Source organism: Pseudomonas sp. URIL14HWK12:I6, from assembly GCF_000514195.1.
Lineage (GTDB): Bacteria > Pseudomonadota > Gammaproteobacteria > Pseudomonadales > Pseudomonadaceae > Aquipseudomonas > Aquipseudomonas putida_A.
This window is the reverse complement of sequence record NZ_AZVL01000021.1, coordinates 39,701-60,411: the sequence shown is the minus strand read 5'-3', so window position 1 is coordinate 60,411 and position 20,711 is coordinate 39,701. Positions and strand designations below refer to the sequence as shown.

Annotated in this window: 16 protein-coding genes; 7 read left to right on the top strand and 9 right to left on the bottom strand. The window is 62.0% G+C overall.

Annotated features, from left to right (window positions below; translation table 11 throughout):
- Window positions 1-136: 136 nt before the first annotated feature.
- Window positions 137-1,117 (top strand): LysR family transcriptional regulator, encoded by a 981-nt coding sequence (locus H043_RS0122480; RefSeq protein ID WP_027613756.1) that lies wholly within the window; start codon window positions 137-139, stop codon window positions 1,115-1,117.
- Window positions 1,118-1,308: 191 nt separating this feature from the next.
- Window positions 1,309-1,818: a GNAT family N-acetyltransferase gene (locus tag H043_RS0122475; protein WP_027613755.1), complete on the top strand. Its 510-nt coding sequence runs from the start codon at window positions 1,309-1,311 to the stop codon at window positions 1,816-1,818.
- Between the two features lie 20 nt (window positions 1,819-1,838).
- On the opposite strand, the gene H043_RS0122470 is transcribed toward H043_RS0122475, so the two are convergent.
- Window positions 1,839-2,531 carry an aspartate/glutamate racemase family protein gene (locus tag H043_RS0122470; protein WP_027613754.1) on the bottom strand — a complete coding sequence of 231 codons (693 nt, stop codon included), beginning with the start codon at window positions 2,529-2,531 and terminating at the stop codon, window positions 1,839-1,841.
- A gap of 205 nt (window positions 2,532-2,736) precedes the next feature.
- Here H043_RS0122470 and H043_RS0122465 point away from each other — a divergent pair, with 205 nt between their 5' ends.
- A complete protein-coding gene (locus H043_RS0122465) occupies window positions 2,737-3,228 on the top strand; it encodes a hypothetical protein (RefSeq protein ID WP_027613753.1) in 492 nt (163 codons plus the stop codon).
- A gap of 130 nt (window positions 3,229-3,358) precedes the next feature.
- Here the strand turns inward: H043_RS0122465 and H043_RS0122460 are convergent, their stop codons facing one another.
- Window positions 3,359-3,577 carry a hypothetical protein gene (locus H043_RS0122460; protein WP_027613752.1) on the bottom strand — a complete coding sequence of 73 codons (219 nt, stop codon included), beginning with the start codon at window positions 3,575-3,577 and terminating at the stop codon, window positions 3,359-3,361.
- A gap of 18 nt (window positions 3,578-3,595) precedes the next feature.
- A complete protein-coding gene (gene ccoN, locus H043_RS0122455) occupies window positions 3,596-5,023 on the bottom strand; it encodes a cytochrome-c oxidase, cbb3-type subunit I (RefSeq protein WP_027613751.1) in 1,428 nt (475 codons plus the stop codon).
- Between the two features lie 344 nt (window positions 5,024-5,367).
- On the opposite strand from ccoN, the gene H043_RS0122450 reads away from it, so the two are divergent.
- The 3 genes from H043_RS0122450 (at window position 5,368) to H043_RS0122440 (ending at window position 8,799) form a co-directional block, all read left to right on the top strand.
- On the top strand, window positions 5,368-7,041 hold the full coding sequence (locus H043_RS0122450; RefSeq protein ID WP_027613750.1) for a nitrite/sulfite reductase: 1,674 nt from the start codon (window positions 5,368-5,370) through the stop codon (window positions 7,039-7,041).
- Window positions 7,038-7,517 carry a DUF934 domain-containing protein gene (locus H043_RS0122445; RefSeq protein ID WP_027613749.1) on the top strand — a complete coding sequence of 160 codons (480 nt, stop codon included), beginning with the start codon at window positions 7,038-7,040 and terminating at the stop codon, window positions 7,515-7,517. Before H043_RS0122450 ends, H043_RS0122445 begins: the two co-directional genes overlap by 4 nt.
- Before the next feature lie 307 nt (window positions 7,518-7,824).
- Window positions 7,825-8,799: a hypothetical protein gene (locus tag H043_RS0122440; protein WP_027613748.1), complete on the top strand. Its 975-nt coding sequence runs from the start codon at window positions 7,825-7,827 to the stop codon at window positions 8,797-8,799.
- Window positions 8,800-8,931: 132 nt separating this feature from the next.
- On the opposite strand, the gene H043_RS0122435 is transcribed toward H043_RS0122440, so the two are convergent.
- Entirely contained in the window at window positions 8,932-11,292 is a 2,361-nt protein-coding gene (locus tag H043_RS0122435; RefSeq protein WP_027613747.1) for a tetratricopeptide repeat protein, read from the bottom strand.
- A 215-nt stretch (window positions 11,293-11,507) separates the two neighbouring features.
- Between H043_RS0122435 and H043_RS0122430 the strand changes: the two genes are divergently transcribed.
- Entirely contained in the window at window positions 11,508-12,185 is a 678-nt protein-coding gene (locus H043_RS0122430; RefSeq protein ID WP_027613746.1) for a DUF3313 domain-containing protein, read from the top strand.
- Between the two features lie 136 nt (window positions 12,186-12,321).
- Here the strand turns inward: H043_RS0122430 and H043_RS0122425 are convergent, their stop codons facing one another.
- From H043_RS0122425 to H043_RS0122405, 5 genes are all read right to left on the bottom strand, one after another.
- Entirely contained in the window at window positions 12,322-14,826 is a 2,505-nt protein-coding gene (locus H043_RS0122425; protein ID WP_027613745.1) for a fused MFS/spermidine synthase, read from the bottom strand.
- A gap of 193 nt (window positions 14,827-15,019) precedes the next feature.
- Window positions 15,020-16,609, bottom strand: coding sequence for an arylsulfatase (locus tag H043_RS0122420; RefSeq protein WP_027613744.1), 1,590 nt, complete (start codon window positions 16,607-16,609; stop codon window positions 15,020-15,022).
- A gap of 71 nt (window positions 16,610-16,680) precedes the next feature.
- Window positions 16,681-17,703: an HAD family phosphatase gene (locus tag H043_RS0122415; protein ID WP_027613743.1), complete on the bottom strand. Its 1,023-nt coding sequence runs from the start codon at window positions 17,701-17,703 to the stop codon at window positions 16,681-16,683.
- Window positions 17,700-19,133 carry a BatD family protein gene (locus H043_RS0122410; protein WP_027613742.1) on the bottom strand — a complete coding sequence of 478 codons (1,434 nt, stop codon included), beginning with the start codon at window positions 19,131-19,133 and terminating at the stop codon, window positions 17,700-17,702. Before H043_RS0122410 ends, H043_RS0122415 begins: the two co-directional genes overlap by 4 nt.
- Window positions 19,130-20,710 carry a VWA domain-containing protein gene (locus H043_RS0122405; RefSeq protein WP_027613741.1) on the bottom strand — a complete coding sequence of 527 codons (1,581 nt, stop codon included), beginning with the start codon at window positions 20,708-20,710 and terminating at the stop codon, window positions 19,130-19,132. The genes H043_RS0122410 and H043_RS0122405 overlap by 4 nt, the downstream gene beginning before the upstream one ends.
- Window position 20,711: the final 1 nt, after the last annotated feature.

The window sequence follows — 20,711 nt, the reverse complement described above, 5'->3', positions numbered from 1 at the left end:
GGGAGCGAGCCTGCTCGCGAATACGGTGTGTCAGGCAGCGTAATTTTTGAATGTGCTGGCGCCTTCGCGAGCAGGCTCGCTCCCACAGTGGATTGTGGTGCACTCAAGACCAACAAAGATCGACAGGGAGTCATCGATGTCATTCACCGAACCCGCAGGACGACAGGGTAGCCCCGACTATCGCTGGGCACAGGGCGAGCGCGAACCATGGCTGGCGCAAGCCGCGACCATTGATGCCGAGGTCGCGCAATATTTTCTGGTCAGTGCCCGCTGCGGCTGCTTCATGCAGGCCGCGCGCAGCCTCAACGTGCGCTCGACCTTGCTGCGCAAGCAGTTGGCGCAGCTTGAGCAAACGCTGCAGCACTCGCTGTTCAGCTTTCAGGGCAGCGCCCTGAGCCTGACCCGCGAAGGTCAGCAGTTGCAGGCGCAACTGGTGGCGCTGGCCCACGAACGCAAACTGCCGGTGGTCGAGCAGCCACTGGTGCGTTTGGCGGTAGCCGAATCGATCCTGCATGACATTCTCGGTCGCGACCTGATCGCGTTGCTGCGGCGCAATGCCAGCGTGCGTCTCGAGATCATTGCGCTGGACAGCGAGTTGGCCTTGCGCGCAGTCAGTGCCGACGTGGTGCTGTGGCTGGCCCACGGCGAAACCCCCAGCCCCGGCCCGACCTTCGCCACCAGTCAGCCGCAGGCCCTGGCGCGTCTGGATTACCTGCCGCACATCGCCAAACGCTATTCCCGGGTCACCGCGCGCCCGGCGAGTGCCGACGACCTCAGCGATTTCATGCTGGTGCAATGGCAGCACGACCGGCAGATCGACAGCTTTCGACCATGGAATGAGCTGGTCGAACAACGTTTGGCCGGGGTGGTGCAGATGCAGTCCTATGAGCTGATGCTGGAAATGATCCGCTGCAGCGCTTGCATCGGGTTGCTGCCGGCGTACATGAGCCGTTTCGATCGCGGGCTGATTGCGCTGCCGGGGCTGTTTGACGAGCCGATGCAGTTGCAGGCATGGCTGGCGGTCAACGCTGAATCCCGGGACGTCGCCGAGGTGCAAGCCCTGGTCGAGCTGATCCAGCACACCTTCAACGAGCGCCAGGAATGGTTCCAGACCTGATCCGATTCTGCCAACACCTCCAATCCCCTGTGGGAGCGGGCTTGCTCGCGAAAGCGGTCTGAAATTCAACATCTGTGTTGCCTGACACACCGCTTTCGCGAGCAAGCCCGCTCCCACATTTTGCTATTCGCCAGCCAGAGGCTCAACGGTTTAGAGTAAGCGGCCACCCATCGATCCAGGAAGGATCCGCCATGCCCGACCACAACCCCGCCATCACCCTCGAACGCTTCAACGAATCCCATATCGAGGCCGTTACCGCGCTGTACAACGATCCGGCCGTGACCCGCCAGGTGCTGCAGATGCCGTTTCAGTCCACCGATATCTGGCGTCAACGGTTGCTGGCGGAGAACGAGCGGATGGTCAAACTGGTGGCGCTGCATCAGGGCGCGGTGGTCGGTCATCTCGGGCTGGAAAACTATTCGCGGATCCGCCGCGCCCACGCCGGCAGTGTCGGCATGGCGGTCGCCGTGGCGTGGCAGGGCAAGGGTGTCGGGTCGAAACTGCTGGCGGCGGCGCTGGACGTCGCCGACAACTGGATGAACCTGCACCGGGTCGAACTCTCGGTGTACGCCGACAACCAGGCGGCCATCGGTCTCTACCGCAAGTTCGGCTTCGAGAACGAAGGCCTGTTTCGTGACTACGCCGTGCGCGACGGGCAATGGGTCGACACCCTGAGCATGGCCCGTCTGCGTCGTCGATAAGCCAAAAAATCCTGTGGGAGTCAGTTGCCCAGAGCGAACGCCACCGCCGACTGCGCATGCAGCTCGGTGGTGTCGAGCAGGGGCAGGGCGCTGTGTTCGGGTTTGACCAGCAGGCCGATTTCCGTGCAGCCGAGGATGATCGCCTGGGCACCGCGCGCGGTCAGCGCTTCGATCACCTGTTGATAGATTTTGCGTGATTCGTCACTGATCACCCCGACGCACAATTCGTCGTAGATGATCCGGTGCACGTCCTTGCGCTCGGCGTCGTCCGGCACCAGTACCGTCAGACCCTGCGCAATCAGGCGCTGCTTGAGAAAATCCTGCTCCATGGTGAACGCCGTGCCGAGCAGGCCGACCGTGCGCGCATCGATGGCCAATGCCGCCTGCGCCGCCGGTTCGGCGATGTGCAGAAATGGAATGCTGATCGCTGCCTGAATCTGCGCCGCGACCTTGTGCATGGTATTGGTACACAGCACCACGCATTCGGCGCCGCCGGCCTCGAGCCTGCGCGCGGCATCCACCAGAATCGCCGCTGCGTCGTCCCAGCGCCCGGCGTGCTGCGCCTGTTCGACCGGGCCGAAGTCGACGCTGTACATCAGGATTTGCGCCGAGCGCAGCGAGCCGAGCCGGTCACGAACCTGTTGATTGATGAGACGATAATATTCCACGCTGGATTCCCAGCTCATGCCGCCGATCAGGCCGATGGTGCGCATTGAAATTCCTCGAACAATGGCCCGTATTGGAAAAGTCGGGCTCCGGCCGAGTGTCCATCGGTTCAATGACGGATGCCAGTACAAAGCAACTGTACCGTTGATCCTGTTGCCAAGTGTCCCGGTGCCGGCGATCGAGGTTTAACGTACGCCGGCGCCTCGATCTGTCACTATCGACTATCGCAGGCTCTCCCCGAGGAACGTACCGATGAACGACGTACAACAACTGGGCGAAATGCTTCGTCACTATGCCGAGAGTGAAGCGCACAAGAAGCAATTGTTCGAAACGCAGTCACAGGCGTGGGCCAGCCGCATCACCGAGCTGTTCGGCCAGATCCAGCAATGGCTGGAACCGGTGCAGGCACCGAACCTGCTGGAGGTGAGCCGCGAGGCTTACGTCGCATTCGGGCCGAGCACGCCGGTGGAAACCTCGACCTTCAAGACTGAAAAACTGAGCATCGTGATTGCCGGCAAACCGGTGGAATTCGTGCCGGACGTGATGGGCAGCGCCGGGCAGATTTCCCTGGCGGTGATGGGCCTGACGGCGGCGCGCTATGGCAGCATTTCGCTGGTCGGGCTGCCGAACGGCGAGTGGCAATGGCGCAAGACCAATGGCCTGAAGGATCCCGACACCTTTGTGTTTGATGCGGATTTTCTCGCACAGCAGTTGCAGAGCCTGATTCCGCGCGATCGCGCCTAGATCTCAGGATTTGCACAAGTCCCCTGTAGGAGTGAGCCTGCTCGCGATAGCGGTATATCAGTCACCATACAGTTGGCTGAATGACCGCAATCGCGAGCAGGCTCACTCCTACAAAGGGGCGGTGGTGGGGTTACATCTCGAGGTTGATCCAGCCCGGTTTCGCCTCTTCCGGCGCCACGGCTTTCACGGTTTTACCGGTGGCCAACTCAACCCGCCGTGCCACCTCCGGATCATCAGCAAACGGCACCATGCTCGCATCATCCAGGCTCTCTGAAGTCTGATGGCGCAGGCAGTACTCCACCGCCAGCCACAGAAACACCACCCCCAGCACATTCAAGAAAATATCCATCCTCTGCGGCTCCCTGCCTCAGGCGATCTGCGCCTGGCTGCGTGCCAGCGCCACGTCGGCGACCCGCACCGTGCGCCAGACGTTGTAGGCCATCAGCAGCATGCCGCTGAGGAAGAACACCCCGCCGGCAAAGCGCACGATGAACCCCGGATGACTGGCCTGCAGCGCCTCGACAAACGAGTAGGTCAGCGTGCCGTCCTCGTTGATCGCTCGCCACATCAGGCCCTGAGTGATGCCGTTGACCCACATCGAGGCGATGTACAACACGGTGCCGATGGTCGCCAGCCAGAAGTGCAGGTTGATCAGCGGCGTGCTGTACATCTGCTCGCGGCCGAAGACTTTCGGCACCATGTGGTAGGTCGCGCCGAAGGTGATCATTGCCACCCAGCCCAAGGCCCCGGCGTGAACGTGGCCGATGGTCCAGTCGGTGTAGTGGGAGAGGGCGTTGACCGTTTTGATCGCCATCATCGGCCCTTCGAAGGTCGACATGCCGTAGAACGCCAGCGACAGCACCAGGAAGCGCAAAATCGGGTCGGTGCGCAACTTATGCCAAGCACCGGACAAGGTCATCATGCCGTTGATCATCCCGCCCCAACTCGGCGCCAGCAGGATCAGCGACATCGCCATGCCCAGCGACTGCGCCCAGTCCGGCAGCGCGGTGTAGTGCAAGTGGTGCGGGCCGGCCCAGATGTACAGGGTGATCAGCGCCCAGAAATGCACGATCGACAACCGATACGAATAGACCGGGCGATTCACCTGTTTCGGCACGAAGTAATACATCATTCCGAGAAAGCCCGTGGTCAGGAAGAAACCCACCGCGTTATGGCCGTACCACCACTGCACCATGGCGTCGGTCGCCCCGGAATACACCGGATAGGATTTGAACCAGTCCACCGGGATCGACAGGTGATTGACCACGTGCAGCATGGCGATCACCAGAATGAAAGCGCCGAAGAACCAGTTGCCGACATAGATGTGTTTGGTCTTGCGCTGCACCACGGTGGTGAAAAACACGATGGCGTACGCGACCCAGACCACCGCCATCCACACCGCACCGGAGAATTCGATCTCGGCGTATTCCTTGGTGGTGGTGTAGCCCATTGGCAGGGTGATCAGCATGATCACGATCACCGATTGCCAGCCCCAGAAGGTGAAGGCCGCGAGCTTGTCCGAATACAGCCGCACCTGGCAGGTGCGCTGCACCGCGTAGTAACTGGCGGCGAATTGCGCGCTGCCGGCGAAACCGAAAATCACCAGGCTGGTGTGCAATGGCCGCAAGCGGCCGAAGGTGGTCCAGGGCAGGTCGAGGTTCATGTCCGGCCACACCAGTTGCGAGGCGATCCAGACACCCATCGCCATGCCGACGACACCCCAGAAAACCGTCGCGATAACGAATTGGCGGACGACCTTGTAGTTATACGCCTGTCCGATTGTTGCTGTGCTCATGGTCAGTTCATCCACGGTTGCAAAGTCTTGCCAGGCCACCCTGGTCTGGCACGAGCTGCACTGTAGGAATACCACTGGAAACAAAACAGGCTCAGGAATCTTTCATTTGTACGGATCAGATTGAAGTGCTGCCTGCGGCGTTCTGCCGCGCCCTGATATGGTTTTTATGACTTCAGGTGAATCTGTTGCGTGCTGCGCTGCTCGTCCATAGTGCCGTTACGAAAACTGTGGGAGCGAGCCTGCTCGCGAATGCGGTGTGTCAGCCAACAATGCAGTTGCCTGACACACCGCATTCGCGAGCAGGCTCGCTCCCACAGAATTAACTGATGAGGCGGGGCAGGCACATGTATCAATACGACGATTACGACCGCGCACTGGTGTTCGAGCGCGTTGCGCAGTTTCGCGATCAGGTCGAGCGCTTCATGGCTGGAGAGTTGAGCGAGGAAGAGTTCCTGCCGCTGCGTCTGCAAAACGGCCTCTACCTGCAGAAGCACGCGTACATGCTGCGGGTGGCGATTCCCTACGGCACCCTGAGTGCCGAACAGATGCGCACGCTGGCGAGCATCGCCGCCGATTACGATCGCGGCTACGGCCACTTCACCACGCGGCAGAACCTGCAATTCAACTGGATCGAACTGGCGCAGGTGCCGGACATCCTTGAACGCCTGGCGCAGGTCAACATGCACGCGATCCAGACCTCCGGCAACTGCGTGCGCAACATCACCACCGAAGCCTTCGCCGGGGTCGCGGCGGACGAGTTGATCGACCCGCGCCCGTTGGCAGAAATCCTCCGCCAATGGTCGACGATCAACCCGGAATTCCTCTTCCTGCCACGCAAGTTCAAGATCGCCATCTGCTCGGCGAAGCAGGACCGTGCGGCGATCATGATGCATGACATCGGCCTGTATCTTTATCCGGGGCGAGACGGGCAGATGCTGCTGCGGGTGATCGTCGGCGGCGGGTTGGGGCGCACGCCGATCCTCGGTCTGCAGATTCGCGAAGGCTTGCCGTGGCAGCATCTGCTGTCCTACGTCGAAGCGATCCTGCGGGTCTACAACCGCCATGGCCGGCGCGACAACAAGTACAAGGCGCGGATCAAGATTCTGGTCAAGGCGCTGGGCATCGAGGCATTCGCCAAAGAGGTCGAGGAAGAATGGCAGCACCTCAAGGACGGCCCGGCGCAGCTGACCGAGGCTGAATACGAGCGGGTCGCCAGTGCCTTCGTGCCGCCGATCTATCACACCCTGGCTGACACCGATCTGGACTTCGGCACGCGTCTGGCCGAAAGCCCGGCGTTCGCCCGCTGGGTCGCGCGCAACGTGCAGCCGCACAAGAAACCGGGTTACACCAGCGTGGTGCTGTCGACCAAACCGGGTCTGAGTGCACCACCGGGGGATGTCACTGGCCAGCAGATGCTGGCGGTAGCCGACTGGTCGGAGCGTTTCGGTTTCGGCGAGATTCGCATTGCCCACGAACAGAATATTGTCCTGCCCGATGTGCAGAAGTCCGATCTGTATGAACTCTGGCAACTGGCCTGTGAGCACAATCTGGGCAGCGCCAACGTCGGCCTGCTGACCGACATCATCGCCTGCCCAGGCGGCGATTTCTGCGCGCTGGCCAACGCCAAGTCGATCCCGATCGCCCAGGCGATTCAGGCGCGTTTCGACAACCTCGACTACCTGCACGACCTGGGCGACATCAGCCTGAACATCTCCGGCTGCATGAACGCCTGCGGCCACCACCACATCGGCAATATCGGCATTCTCGGCGTCGATAAAAACGGCAGCGAGTGGTACCAGATCACCCTCGGCGGCGCGCAGGGTAAGCACAGCGCACTGGGCAAGGTCATCGGCCCGTCGTTTAGCGCGACCGAAGTGCCACAGGTGATCGAGCGGATCATCGGTACGTTTGTGCGTTATCGCGAAAGCGAGGAGTTGTTTGTCGACACCGTGGCGCGCATTGGCCTGGAGCCTTTCAAGGAACGCGTCTACCCGAAAGTGCTGGAGGCGTCGGCATGAACAATCTGCTGCGTCTGGAGCAAGGTGTCGCACGCCTGATCGAGGACGACCCATGGACGCTGGTTCGCGAGCCGGAGCAGGGCAGGCCGCAAGGGTTGCTGATCCTGCCGCTGGCGCACTGGCTGCAATCGCCCTCGACCCACGCGGTGTGGCTGGGGCCGGACGATGAAGTTGAAAGCGTGGTGCCGTGGCTGGCCTCGCTGCCGCTGATTGCCCTGGACTTTCCGAGCTTTCGCGACGGTCGCGCCTACAGTCAGGCGTATCTGCTGCGCAGCCGGTTTGGCTGGGCCGGCGAGTTGCGGGCGATTGGCGATGTGCTGCGAGATCAGCTCAGCCATATGCTTCAGTGCGGGTTCGACAGCTTCGCGGTGCGCGAGGATAAGTCGGCCGAGGATGCGCTGAAGGGACTGGCGGGGATGAGCGTGCTGTACGGCCGCTCGGTGATCGAACCACGGCCGTTGTTCCGCAGACGCTGAATATCCATTGCTTGATAGATACTTTGTGGTGAGGGGATTTATCCCCGATGGGCTGCGAAGCAGACCTAAAATCTGCCGAAGCATTTCTTCAGCTAAAACCTTTTGGCTGGTTCTGCGGCCGCTGCGCAGCCGGTCGGGGATAAATCCCCTCACCACAATTGTCTAGCGGCCCCTTCTATACAGGGGAAACCCTTACATCCCGCACCATTCCCGGATTTTTCCTTGGGTCGATGCTGGCCTTTTGGTAGAGTCCCCGTCGCCAGCGGGTTTTCGGCTGGACGACGGAACGAAGAAGGGAGTCTGTTTTGTGACTGCGGGTAAAAAAATCCTCGGTCTCACCGCGTTGCTTTTGATGCTGACGCTGTGGGCCAGTTACTTCTATGTGTTCAAGGAAAACCGCGACGGCCAGTTGGGCGGCGCCGGTGAAAGCACCGCGTGGTGCGGCGCGCCGCCGTCCACCGAAGCGGCGCTGTTGGGCAAGGATCAACTGACCTTGCGCGTCACCAACAACCTGCGCGGCGAGTTCATGCTCAGTGGCTCGCTGGTGGTCTCCGAACGCACCTTCAACCGCTACGATCTGGGTCGCAACGAACTGCGTCTGCGCCTGGAGCCGTTGCAGTGGTCGTACGGCGTGACGCCGATCTTCCTCGAACAGGTCAAGGTTCAGCCGCTGAGCCGCAACCTCGCCTCACCGACCAAAAGCGCCTACGCCGAGCTTGAGCCACGGCCCATCGGCGTCCAGGGCCAGGTTACCGAATTCCCCTTCGACACCTATCGCTACGGCTACAAACCGGTGCTGTATTACCTCAAGGGCAGCGAGCGCATCGACCTGCGCTTCAAGAACATCACCACGCTGATGGAGATGTCCAACACCTTTACGCCGATTCAGAAATACAACCGCGTCGAGTACATCAACGAGAAGAACTCGATGATCCGCGACGAGGATTACAAGGCCTACGGCCCGCACGAATGCGCGTTCAGCGTCGAGCGCAAAGGCTCGTTCAAGGTCGTGGTGCTGTTGTTGCTGCTGGTGCTGTGCCTGCCGCTGTTGCACGTGTTCTATCGCGACGAGCCGGGGATCGACTTCCTCGCCACGCTGGTGACGATTGCCGTGGTGCGGGTGCTGCTGGTGGGGCCGGTGCAGGACTTCCAGCTGTACAACATCGACTTCCTGTTCGGCGCGTCGATCCTGCTGGTGGGCTCGGTGTCGCTGATCAAGGCGATGCGCGCCAACAGCCGCCGGGAGATGGCGTTGAAGAGCGGCGCGACGTCTTCGTGGTAACACTCAGTGTTTGAGACCAATCACTGACCCTGTGGGAGCGGGCTTGCTCGCGAATGCGGTACATCAGTCACCCTTGATGTTGGCTGAGAGAATGCATTCGCGAGCAAGCCCGCTCCCACAAGGGATCAGCGCTCACTTCAGCGCCGGATCGCCCATGTTCATCTTCTTCCAGCCCTGCAACAGCACCTGCGCTTTCGGCTCCTGGCCGTTCTCCAGGTAGTACTGGATCAGCGACAGCCGCGCATTGCGGTTCGCCGGTTGCACCTTGAGCAAACGCTCCAGCTCAGCACACGCCTCGCTCACCTTGCCGCTGTCGTGCAACGCCACCGCCAGCACGTAACCGTATTGCGCGTTCTGCGGCTCCAGTTGCGCGGCTTTGTGCAGCGCGCCCATGGCTCCGGCAGTCTTGCCGGCGCGGATCAAGGACAGGCCACGGGTGTGCTGCAACAACGCAGCCTCCGGGTGCGCCTTGAGGCTGTCGTCCAGCAGGCTCTGCGCTTCCTGACCTCGGCCATTGGCCTCCAGCCATTGCACCAGCGTCACCAGTGCCGGGTAGAAATCCGGATCGCGTTTGAGTGCCGTGCGCAGCAACCCTTCGACTTCGGATGCGCGGCCACTGGCCTGATACAACATCGCCAGGTTCAGGTTGGCCTCGGCCCGTTCCGCGAGACTGTTCTGCACCGCCTCATACTCGGCAATCGCCGCGTCCCAATTGTCCTGCGCGGCGCCGAGGCCGTTGTTGCGCGCGACGCTGAGCAGGTCACGCGCCGCGACGATGCGCACGGCTTTCACCGGATCGCCGAGCAGTGGCGTCAACAACGATGCGCGCTCGATGGGTGGCAGGAAGGCACTGATCGCCCGCACTGCGCTTTCGCGAACCTGCGGCGCCGGATTCTGCAGATCCCGGGTGGCCAGTTTCAGCGATTGATCGCTTGGGTACAGCGGCAGTTCGGCGAGTAACGTCGCACGCTGAATCGCCGGCAGATCGCTGCGCTGCAACTGCTCATGCAAGGCGTCCGCCGCACCCGGCTGGCCGTTGCGGATCAGCCACAGGCTTTCGTCATAGCGTGGTGTCTGCAGTGTCGAGGCGGAGGCATTCCACAACTTGAACTGTGCGCTGACCTTGTCACCGGCCTTGCCCTGATGGCAGCTGAGACACGCATCGGGCGTACCGAGTTTTTGCGCGCGTTCCGGGTTGGGGATGCTGAAGCTGTGGTCATGGCGCCAGTCGTTGCCCATGTAGAACTTGCCGGGCATGTGGCAATCCACGCACTGCGAGCCGGGCTGGCCCGGGGTGTGGCGGGTGTGTTCGATGGAATCGTAGTTCTTCGCTTGCAGGCCCTTGCCGTCGACGCCAGCGACCGAAGTCTTGCCCGCCGTGTTGTGGCATTGCAGGCACACGGCGTTGCCCGGCGCCTTGAGTTCAGTGCTGTGCGGATTGTGGCAGTTGCTGCAGCGCACACCCTTGTCGAACATCTTGCTTTGCAGGAACGAGCCGTGTTCGAACACTTCATCCTTGATCTTGCCGTCCAGCGCATACAGTTCGCGGGTGAGGGTGCTCGGCAGGTAGTCGTCCATCAAGCGCTTGCCGACGGTGTAGCCATCGCCCAGCGGCGCCCGGCGCGCATGGCAGCGGGCACAGGTTTCGATCTCGACGCTGGCGTTCTTGTCCTTGAGGTCGACGACGAAACCCTTGTGGATCAGGTCGTCTTTTTTCTGCGCCCATTGCAGGTGATTGGAGGCCGGACCGTGGCAGGCCTGACAGCCGACACCGAGGCTGTTCCATTGGCTGTTGAACGTGTTGCTGGCCGCATCGAAATTGCGCTTGAAGCCGGTGGTGTGGCACTCGACGCACATGAAGTTGGCGTTCTGGCTCGGCTTGCTCCAGTGCAGCGGATTCTTGAAGTTCACGCCCTGGCCGGGGTAGAGGTGAAACCAGCGGTGTTTCTCGGTATCCCACGCCACGCCGAGCGCCTGTAAACGGCCTTCGCCGACCTCGATCAGGTATTGCTGCAACGGGGCGATGCCGAAGGTGTAGGCGACCTTGAAATCGGCGTTCTTGCCATCGATGCCCGGCGTATTGACCCAGAACTCGTCACCCTTGCGTGAGAAACGGGTGGTCTCGTTTTCGGCCTTGAAGGTGACGTTGTTGAAGTCGCCAAGCATGGTTTCGCCATTCGCGGCCTGCATCGCCAATTGGTGATGCGAGCCTTGCCAGTCCTTGACCTGCTCGGTGTGGCAGCCCTGACATTGTTGTTCATCGACCATGGTCGCGGGCTGCTGCGCCACAGGTTGCGGTCTGGCGACGACAGGCGCCGCCGCGCTGATCGGCGGTGCCGTGTACGGCGCGGGCGTGGGGCTGAACAGAAACCAGCCAATTCCCGCCACTGCGGCCAGCAGCACACCGATGGTGAGGGGGAACAGGTAACGTGAAAGGGGCTGTCGGGATGAATCAGGATCAGGCAGTACGACTTTATTTTTATGCTTGGGCATTACGACTTCCGTGGTCCAGGTGCATTGGCCTGCTGGCGTGCGTTCAAGCTCGATGCAGCTTTGCCGGATGCCCGGCGTCTGTCAAACGTCGGTTGTGAAGCAGGCCCCGAAGTTGTGTGAATTTTCCGGTTTTGCAGCGCAATCGGCGGGGTTTTAGCTATACCTGTAACTCCCCCATACGCAATACATTCAGGCCTTCTGACAGGAGTTACAGCATGAAGCTAGCAGTAATGATGGGCACCCTCTGCATCGCCACCTTGGGCGTGGTGGGTTGCTCCAGCAAAACCGTCGCTCCCGATGAGTATTCCGGCTTTCTCAAGGACTACAGCCAGCTCAAGGAGGCCAAATCGCCTTCCGGTGCCGAAGTGATGCGCTGGATTGATCCGAAGGTCGACATCAGCAGGTTCACCAGCGTGTACGTCGAGCCGACCCAGCTCTATCCAAAACCACAACCGACCGCGAAGATTTCGCAGCAGACCCTCAACGGCATCACCTCCTATTACGACCAGGCGCTCAAGCGTGAAATCAGCAAGGATCTGCCGTTGGCCAACGGCCCCGGCCCAGGGGTGATAGTGGTGCGGGCGGCGATCACTGCCGTGAGCAGCAAGACCGAAGGCCTGCACGCGTATGAAGTGATCCCTGTCGCTCTGGTCGCCGCAGCGGTCAGCACCGCCAGCGGTATTCGCGATCAGGAAACCACCCTGGCCACCGAAGCGGTGTTCCTCGATGGCGGCAACAACAAAGTGGTGGCGCAAGTGGTGCGCAAAGGCACCGGCAAACCACTGGAAAATGACACGCAGGCGATGAAGGCCACCGACGTCAAACCGGTGATTGATGGCTGGGCCAATGACATGCATCAGATGTACCTGAAGCTCAAGGCCAGCTCCAAATAATCCAGCGAGGCGTAGGCCCATTCGCGAGCAAGCCCGCTCCCACCTTGAGATCTGCGCCGGACACTCAGCCTGTGTCCACTGTAGATCCCCTGTGGGGAGCGGGCTTGCTCGCGAAAGCGGTCTTTCAGGCACCCCATTACTGCCCGGTAAACCAGCGGAAGTACGGGTTGCCGCCATCCCAACGCATCACTTCACGCATATCCCGCCCCCAGGCATCCCGATCCCCGTCATACGCATGCAGGCTCGCGCGGTAGAACTGCAGCAGACGCTGGCGGTGGGTCTCCATTCGCTCAGTGAACCCGGTATCGGCATTCACCAGCGGTGGCGGCACATACAGATCCAGCAGCGCTGGCAGCACCCGGGTGATTTCCTTGCTGCGCACCCACGGCGCGTATTCGATTCGGGGCTGATCGTCCGTCACCGCCGGCGCGTTTGCGGCAAAGCGTTCAAGGCCTGCGCGGTCGGTGACCCAGGTCGCGAGCAACGCTGGTGCCGAGCCAATCCCGACATCCTGCAAAGCGCTGCGTACGCTGGCTTGCTGGAAGCGCTCGGTGATTTTCGCCGCGTCCAGTTCCATCGGCTGCTGCGAACCGACCAGCAGCATCTCGTGGAACTCGCTGGTCCACAGCGAGGCATACGGGAACACGTCGAGGAAGCTGCGCACCAGTGAGCGAGAGTCATCAATGTTTTGGGTCGGCAACGGCAGCCATTGCGCGACGATGCCTTGTTGTTCAAGACGACTGGCTGCCAGTTGATAAAAGTCGCGGGAGTACAGATTGACCACGCCGGCCGCCGACGGCGGTGGCGGTTCGAGGGTGATCAGGTCATAGGTCTGCGGACTGCGCAATAGTTCCTGACGACCATCGCGCAGGCGTACTTCGACGCCGGGATCGTTGGCGGCGTTGAAGTTGCCCTTGAACAGAGGCGCGGCCTTGACCACCGATGGCAGCAGTTCGGCGACCACCCTGTGTTCCAGCCCCGGATAGCGCAGCAGGGCGCCGGCGGTGATCCCGGTGCCGAAACCGATCACCAGTGTCGAACGTGGCTCGCCGTTGTGGATCAGCAACGGCAACAGGGCCTGGATGCGCATGTAGCGCAGCGACGGCATGGCATCGCCGGTATTGGACACGCCTTGAATGTACAGGCGGTGGAAGCTGTTCTCACCACGGCCCTGAGCGACCACCGCCACGGTGCCGCCACGACCTTCTTCGTAGAACGCCAGCGTGCCGTTGCGCGCACCGGGCAACAGACTGGCAAGTTTGTCGACCGGCGTCAGCACAGCGAACGCAATCGACACCAGCCCCAGCGCGACCACCGCCTGACGCCGGCCTTTTTTGACGTGGTGGCCCTTGCGCACGGCCACGTAGCCGATGCCGGCCGCGATGATCGCCAGCAAGCCCAGCGTGCGCACCAGCCCCAGTAGCGGGATCAGCAGGAAACCGCAGAGCATCACCCCGATAATTCCGCCCAGGGTATTGAACGCGACCACGGCCCCGACATCGCGACCGACGCGTTCACGCCCCACACTCAAGCGCAGCGCCAGCGGAAACGCCGCGCCGAGCAAAAGCGTCGGCACAAACACGATGCTCAGCGCCGCCACCGCAAACCGTGCGCTCATGCCAGCCAGCTCGCTGGCGCCCAAGGCCAGCACCCAGCTCTCGGCGTGACTTTGCGCCCCTACCAGCCAGCGACCGAGCAGGGCGATTTCCAGCAAGGCAATCAGCCCGGCACCGGCAATCAACAGTCCGAACACGCCCCACGGATCGCGAATGCGCTCGACGCGGCGGGCAAGCAGGGCGCTGCCGATGAACAGCCCGGTCAGGTACGTCGCGAGCACCACGGCGAACGCGTAGGTGCGGGTGCTCATGAACTGCACGATCGACTGCGACCAGACCACTTCATACCCCAGCGCCACGCCGCCGGCGATGGAGTACAGCCACAGTGCGGTGCGGTCCGCGGCTTTCTCGGTGTGATGTTTGACCTCAGCCGCCACCGGCGTCGGCTGCTGACGTTGCAACCACAGCGCAGCGGCTGCGGCCAGCAGATTGAGCATTGCGGCAAACAGCGAACTGCCGCGCACGCCGAGGGTGGCGATCAGCACGAACGCGGCGAGCAGGGTGCCGACAATCGCGCCGAGGGTGTTGGCCGCATACAGCTGACCGCCGGCCCTGCCCGGATCCGCGGCCAGCGAGCGCACCAATACCGGGAGCGTGCCGCCCATCAACACCGCCGGAATCCCCACCAGCGTGAACGGCAAGCACCAGGCGAGAAGGCCGACATGACCTTGCAACCAGGCAAACGGGCTCGCCGCCAGGCTCATCGCAACCGTGGTGCCAACACCAAGAATCGCCACCAACACTTCCAGCCCGGCGTAAAGCAGCACCGGTTGCTGAAAGCGATCAGCCCAGCGCCCGAACAGCCAGCCGCCAATGGCCAGCCCGGCAAAAAACGCGCTGATGCCGGTGGTGATGGCATAGACCTCGACGCCGACCACCAGCGACAACTGCTTGATCCACAGCACCTGATACACCAGCGCGGCGGCGCCGGAGATGCACAACAGCAGGGCGGGGATCAGCAGCGCCGGGGTGGCGGCTTGAGTGGTGGGTATGGCCGACGGCTTGCTGGCGATACGTGAGGACATGCGGATTGCCTTATTTCAATTCGGAAAATGCTGTGTCGGTGCCGGCCTCTTCGCGAGCAGGCTCGCTCCCACAGGGGATTTGTATTGGACGCAAGTCCAGTGTGGGAGCGAGCCTGCTCGCGAATGGGCCGGCGCGGTCTCAGGTGAAAATCAGGGCCGCCCGCCCCTGCGGGCGGGCGGCAGTTCAACGGTCTTACTGCGCAGCCGGAGCCGCTTTCATTTTCTCTTCAATCTTCGCGTCAACCGCAGCACGGATCTGGTCGATGCTGAAGCTCGCCGGTTTCTGGCTCGGCGGATACTCGATGAAGGTCTGCAGGAAGCGCGCTGCCTTGGTTGTCGCAACGGCAACCAGGTAAACGTTTTTGGTCGACCAGTCGTAGTATTGATCGGAAACCACGTCGGCCCGCTCGTACGGGTCCATTCTCAGGTTGAAGATCTTGGGCACGCGCAAGGGCGTGAACGGATTGCTCCACACCGCAAAACCACCCGGCGCTCGCTGCTCGGCGAAGACGGCCTTCCAGTTACCAAAGCGCATTGAAACCAGCATGCCGTCGTCGTTGAAGTAGTAGAACTCCTTGCGTTCACCGTTGGGTTGCTGGCCGGTCAGGTAGGGCAACTGGTTGTAACCGTCCAGATGCACTTTGAAGTTGTTGCCTCCGGAGGTCGGCGCCCAGCCCTTGAGCAGCTTGTCTTTGACCTCGGCGTCACCGGCAGCCGCGAGCAAGGTCGGGAACCAGTCCAGGCCCGAGAACATCTCGTTGGACACTTCACCCGGCTTGATCTTGCCCGGCCAGCGAACCATCGCCGGCACCCGATAGGCGCCTTCCCAGTTGGAGTTTTTCTCGTTACGGAACGGCGTGGTCGCTGCGTCCGGCCATGAGAACTGATTCGGGCCGTTGTCGGTGGTGTAGACCACGATCGTGTTGTCGGCGATTTTCAGGTCGTCGAGGGTCTTGAGCAGTTTGCCGACATCTCCGTCGTGTTCCAGCATGCCGTCGGCGTATTCGTTGCCGGGCATGCCGCTCTGGCCCTTCATCGAGTCACGCACGTGGGTGAACAGGTGCATGCGCGTGGTGTTCATCCAGACGAAGAACGGCTTGTCGGCCTTGGCCTGTTTCTCGATGAACGCTTGCGCGGCAGCGGTGGTTTCGTCGTCGATGGTTTCCATGCGCTTGGTGGTCAGCGCGCCGGTGTCCTCGATCTTGCCGTCGGCGAAACTGTGGATTACGCCCCGTGGCGAGTTGGCTTTGACAAAGTCCGGGTCATCCTTGGGCCAGTAGGGGCGTTCGGGTTCTTCTTCGGCGTTCAGGTGATAAAGGTTGCCGAAGAATTCGTCGAAACCATGGTTGGTCGGCAGGTATTCATCTTTGTCCCCAAGGTGGTTCTTACCGAACTGGCCGGTGGCGTATCCCTGAGACTTGAGCGCCTGAGCGATGGTGATATCGCGCTTTTGCAGGCCGACAGTCGCTCCCGGCGCACCGACTTTCGACAGGCCGGTACGCAGCGGCGTCTGGCCGGTGATGAACGAGGATCGTCCGGCGGTGCAGCTGTTCTCCGCGTAATAGTCGGTGAACATCATGCCTTCTTTGGCAATCCGGTCGATGTTCGGGGTCTTGTAGCCCACCACGCCCATGGAGTAGGCGCTGATGTTGGTCTGGCCGATATCGTCGCCGAAGATCACCAGAATGTTGGGTTTCTCAGCCGCTGTGGCGGTTGCCGACAGCGCCATCACCGAGGTTGCCACCAGGGCGAGTTTCGGTAGCCACTTGCGTATGCGAGTCATCTGACTTGCTCCTTATCGCGGGGGTCGTTGTTGCGACTTACGTTTCTTGCAGTCCTGCATCACGCTTTTTCTTATTGCACCTGCCCGGTTGCCGGTGGATCGAACGGGTAGATCCGGCGCCATTCGGTCGTCATGTCCACCACGGTCCAGCCACGGGAATTCGCTTCGTCGAGGGCTTTGTCGAGTCGCCCGATATCGGATTTTCGGTCGTAGGCCCACTCGCGTCTGGCGTCGGTGTGGTGCACCAGCCCCATGAAGCGTTTGCCGGGGCCGGCGGCGGTCCACTGCAGCATTTGCAGGTCGCCGTCGGAATTGCCGATCGCGAGGATCGGCCGTTTGCCGATCACTGCATCAATGCTCTCCGGTTTGCCCGGGCCGTCGTCGTTGTGTGCCAGTTTCCGGGTGCGCAGGATCGAGGCCTGGCCGTCCTTGAACTGGAACGCGGTGACGAACGTGGTGCCGATCACCTGTTCCGGCGGGATGCCGTAGACCTTCTCGGCAAAGGCGCGCATGAACGCGGTGTCGCCGCCGGAAACGATGTAGGTTTTGAAGTCCTGGCTGCGCAGGTAGTCGAGCATTTCCAGCATCGGCTGGAAGATCATTTCGGTGTAGGGCTTGCCGGTCTTCGGATGTCGGGCCTGACTCAGCCAGGTCTTGGCGTAGTCGTCGAAAGCCTCGGTGGTCATGCCGGTGTGGGTGGCGCCGAAGATCTTGATAATCCCGTCCATGCCGGCGGCGGCCAGTGCCTTATGATCATTTTCCAGCACGGCTTTGAATGGCTGGGTGGTTTTCCATTCCGGGTGCTGCGGCGCATTGCGCTTGACCTCATCGAGGGCGAACAGCAACTCGAAATACACCGGCTGCTCGCTCCACAGGGTGCCGTCGTTGTCGAACACGGCAATGCGATCGGCGGGTTTGACGAAATCTTTGCCGGACTGATCGGTGACCGCTTGCACAAACTCGATGATGTGTTTTTTGGCCGGGCCGTCGTTCCATGACGGCAGTGGCTCGCTGGCCTGGGCCAGCAGTGGCAATGCCAGCGCAAACACCAGCGCAAGGCTGAAACGTTGACGCTGCTGCGGTGGATGGGTCATGGGAAATCCCTTTCATGAACGGGGTTGAGCGGGCGCAGGGCCGGGGCCGGTTTGCGCTGCTGTTGTTCGGCCTGACTGTGAAGCGTAGTCAACGATTCATGCAGTTGAGCGAGTGTTTGTGCAGTCTGTGGATCACGTCCATAAAGCCCGCGCAACAGGCCTTGCAGGCGCGGGCCGGCATTCACCAGTTGCAGCCCGAGGCGACTGCGCCGCAGCCACAGATACAAGGCGCTCAATTGCGCCGGTTGTGCCTGCAGCTGCGGGTTGATCTGCTGCCAGGCGAAGTCCGCCGATTGCTCCCAGGCCAGTTGCCGCGCGTACTTGCGCGCCTGCCATTGGTGCCGTGCACGCAACAGCGCCGGACGCAGCCAATAACCGACGCCAATGCACACGGCGAGCAGCGCCAGCCACAGCAACCAGCGCGTGGAAAAATGCGGGTTGTTGCGGCCGAGCTGCTGGAGATCGTCGGTGATCGAAAACACCGGTTTGTAGGCGCTGTTGGCTGCGGCTTCGAAGGTCACTGCCGGCACTTGCGCAATGCGGCTCTGCTGCGTTTTGACGTCCCACCATTTCACCGCGATGGCCGGCAGGGTGTAGGCGCCAGCCTTGTCGATGCGGTAGATGACGGCGTCGATCCGCTGACCGCCGAGCACGTTGCCGCGGCCGTCATCCAGGCGGGTGACTTGTGGGGCCTGCAGGTAACGACTCAGGCCGGCCACGTCAGCCAATGGCGGAACCGGGAGCGCCATCGCCAGTGCGCCATCGGCTTGCAGGAGCAGTTGCCGGGTGATGCTGTCACCGGTTTTCAACGGGGTTGCCGAGTTGGTCAGGCTTTGGCTCAGGCGCACACCGCTGGCCACCAGCGGCGTTTCTCCGGGTTTGAAACCGGGTGGCTGGGTGGCGCTGAAGTGCAATGGCTGGCTGTGTGCGCTGATCGCTGTGCTGGCCTGACCCGGTGTCGCACTGACCGTCAACGGCGGAATATCGAAGCGGCGGGCGACATTCGGGGTGATCAGGTAGCTGTAGCGCAAGCCGCTGAAAGATTGCCCGTCGATGGTCTGATTCAGGTGTTGGGCCTGGCCGTCCGGCGGCGTGACCAGGGCGCCGTCGAGTTTCAGTTCGGGCAGGGTGGCGGCGCTGGTGAACCAGGTGTCGGTGAGCACGTCGATTTGCAGCTCGACCAGACCGCCGACCATCGCGCCTTCGGCGGGTTGCAGGTGCGCCTGGATTTTCAGTTGGGGTTCGGCGGCAGAGGCATTCAGGCTGAGCAAGCCGGTCATGAGCAAGGTGCAGATTTTTTTGCTGGCAGATCTGGCCTCATCGCTGGCAAGCCAGCTCCCACAGGGGGTGTCTGTGTTTTCGCCAATCGAGTTAACAGCGCAAAACCTTGTGGGAGCTGGCTTGCCAGCGATGAAGCCAACCCGGTTCATGGCCTGGCCCCCGACTGATCCTGCAAACTGAATTTCTGCTTGAGAAACTTCGCCGGCGAGGTGCTCAGGTTCTGCAACCACAACGCATCGGACGTCGCTTGTTCAGTCTCGACCTTTTTGCTCTGGCCCTTGCCCGGCGCCTTGTCGAATTTCACTTCGTCCGGTTTGGTCTCGGGAGCGTTTTTCTCGGCGCTGTCGGTGTCCTTGAGCAACGCCTGCGCCAGCGCCAGATTGGCCGTGGCTTCGGGGAACTGCGGTTGCCGCTGCAAGGCCTGGGTGTAGGCGGCAATCGCCTGATCGAACTTGAAGCGCCGTACGTAAATGTTGCCCAGGTAGAACCACGCTTGCGCCGTGTCCAGTCGAGCAAAGTTCGCCAGTGCGAGGTCGTAGTCCGCCGCATGATAGGCCGCGACGCCTTTCCAGTACGGATCGACAAACAGCGCCGCCGCTTGCGGCCAATGCTCATGCTCGGCGGCCCAGCGCCCTTGCTGATCGCGGGTGAAGAACGCGTCGGTCAGTGCGCTGGCCTGGGCGGGTGCGGCAGGCCAGCCAAGGCTTGTGGCCAACAGCAGCGCCGGTACCCAGTTGACGCTCCAGCCCTTGCGCACACCGAGCAGCGCCAACAATAGAAGAGGCCAGCACAGCCAGTAACCGGCGTCCTTCCAGTGCAATTGCTGCTGTTCGGCGCTGGCACTCTGGAAGTGTTGTTGGGCGTGCAACTCGATCCAGTCCAGATCATCGTCGTCGAGGGTGAGGCTGCCCAGCGGCGCGCCCACAGCTGCGGCCAGTTTTTTGAGTCCCGCCGGATCGAAATGGCCGAGCAGCGGGCGCCCGTTGCTGTCGACTGCCGGCTGGCCGTTGGCGCCCTGAATCACGCCGCCATCCGCGTTGCCGACCGCCAGTAACAGTACCTGCAATTGGCTGTCGTCGAGTTGTTTGCCGAGACCCTCGAGCTGTGCAACGTCAGCGCCGTCGGTGATCAACAGCAGGCTGCCCGGGGTTTGCTCGGCGCTGAGCAGGCGTTTGGCCTGCTCGATGACGGCGCTAACGTCCTTGCCCGGTTTGTCGATGAGACCTGTGCCCAGCGCCTGAATGAAGGTGTCGAGCAGCGCCGGATCGTCGGTCGGCGGCAACACCAGATGCGCGCTGCCGGCATAGGCGATCAGTGCGGTGCGGGCGCCGGCGCGACGCTGAATCAGGTCGTGGAGTTTGTGCTTGGCCGCTTCCAGGCGCGTCGGTGGCACGTCGCTGGCGTCCATCGATGGCGACAGATCCACGGCGACGATCAGCGGCGCGCGATTCTGCAGAAAGTCCGGGCGATCCTGCTCCCAGGTCGGCCCGGCGGCGGCGAGCGCCCCGAGTGCCAACACCGCGCACAGCCAGTGCACCGGGCGCAGACGCTGCTGATCCGTTGGCGTGACCAGCAGGTGCGGCAGCAAGTGGTCGGCGATGTTGCTGCGCAGCCGCCGTTGCAAGTCGCGGCTGCGGCGCCAGAGCAGCGGCAGCAGCGCGGCGAACAGCGCGAGCAGCAACCACAGCGGGCGTAAAAAGTGGAAGTCGCTGAGATTGATCTCCATC

Coding starts and splice junctions, on each gene's coding strand:
- H043_RS0122410 (WP_027613742.1), bottom strand. CDS start 19,133: ATGAACCGGGTTGGCTTCATCGCTGGCAAGCCAGCTCCCACAAGGTTT.
- H043_RS0122460 (WP_027613752.1), bottom strand. CDS start 3,577: ATGGATATTTTCTTGAATGTGCTGGGGGTGGTGTTTCTGTGGCTGGCG.
- H043_RS0122420 (WP_027613744.1), bottom strand. CDS start 16,609: ATGACTCGCATACGCAAGTGGCTACCGAAACTCGCCCTGGTGGCAACC.
- H043_RS0122445 (WP_027613749.1), top strand. CDS start 7,038: ATGAACAATCTGCTGCGTCTGGAGCAAGGTGTCGCACGCCTGATCGAG.
- H043_RS0122465 (WP_027613753.1), top strand. CDS start 2,737: ATGAACGACGTACAACAACTGGGCGAAATGCTTCGTCACTATGCCGAG.
- H043_RS0122475 (WP_027613755.1), top strand. CDS start 1,309: ATGCCCGACCACAACCCCGCCATCACCCTCGAACGCTTCAACGAATCC.
- H043_RS0122470 (WP_027613754.1), bottom strand. CDS start 2,531: ATGCGCACCATCGGCCTGATCGGCGGCATGAGCTGGGAATCCAGCGTG.
- H043_RS0122405 (WP_027613741.1), bottom strand. CDS start 20,710: ATGGAGATCAATCTCAGCGACTTCCACTTTTTACGCCCGCTGTGGTTG.
- ccoN (WP_027613751.1), bottom strand. CDS start 5,023: ATGAGCACAGCAACAATCGGACAGGCGTATAACTACAAGGTCGTCCGC.
- H043_RS0122435 (WP_027613747.1), bottom strand. CDS start 11,292: ATGCCCAAGCATAAAAATAAAGTCGTACTGCCTGATCCTGATTCATCC.
- H043_RS0122425 (WP_027613745.1), bottom strand. CDS start 14,826: ATGTCCTCACGTATCGCCAGCAAGCCGTCGGCCATACCCACCACTCAA.
- H043_RS0122450 (WP_027613750.1), top strand. CDS start 5,368: ATGTATCAATACGACGATTACGACCGCGCACTGGTGTTCGAGCGCGTT.
- H043_RS0122415 (WP_027613743.1), bottom strand. CDS start 17,703: ATGACCCATCCACCGCAGCAGCGTCAACGTTTCAGCCTTGCGCTGGTG.
- H043_RS0122430 (WP_027613746.1), top strand. CDS start 11,508: ATGAAGCTAGCAGTAATGATGGGCACCCTCTGCATCGCCACCTTGGGC.
- H043_RS0122480 (WP_027613756.1), top strand. CDS start 137: ATGTCATTCACCGAACCCGCAGGACGACAGGGTAGCCCCGACTATCGC.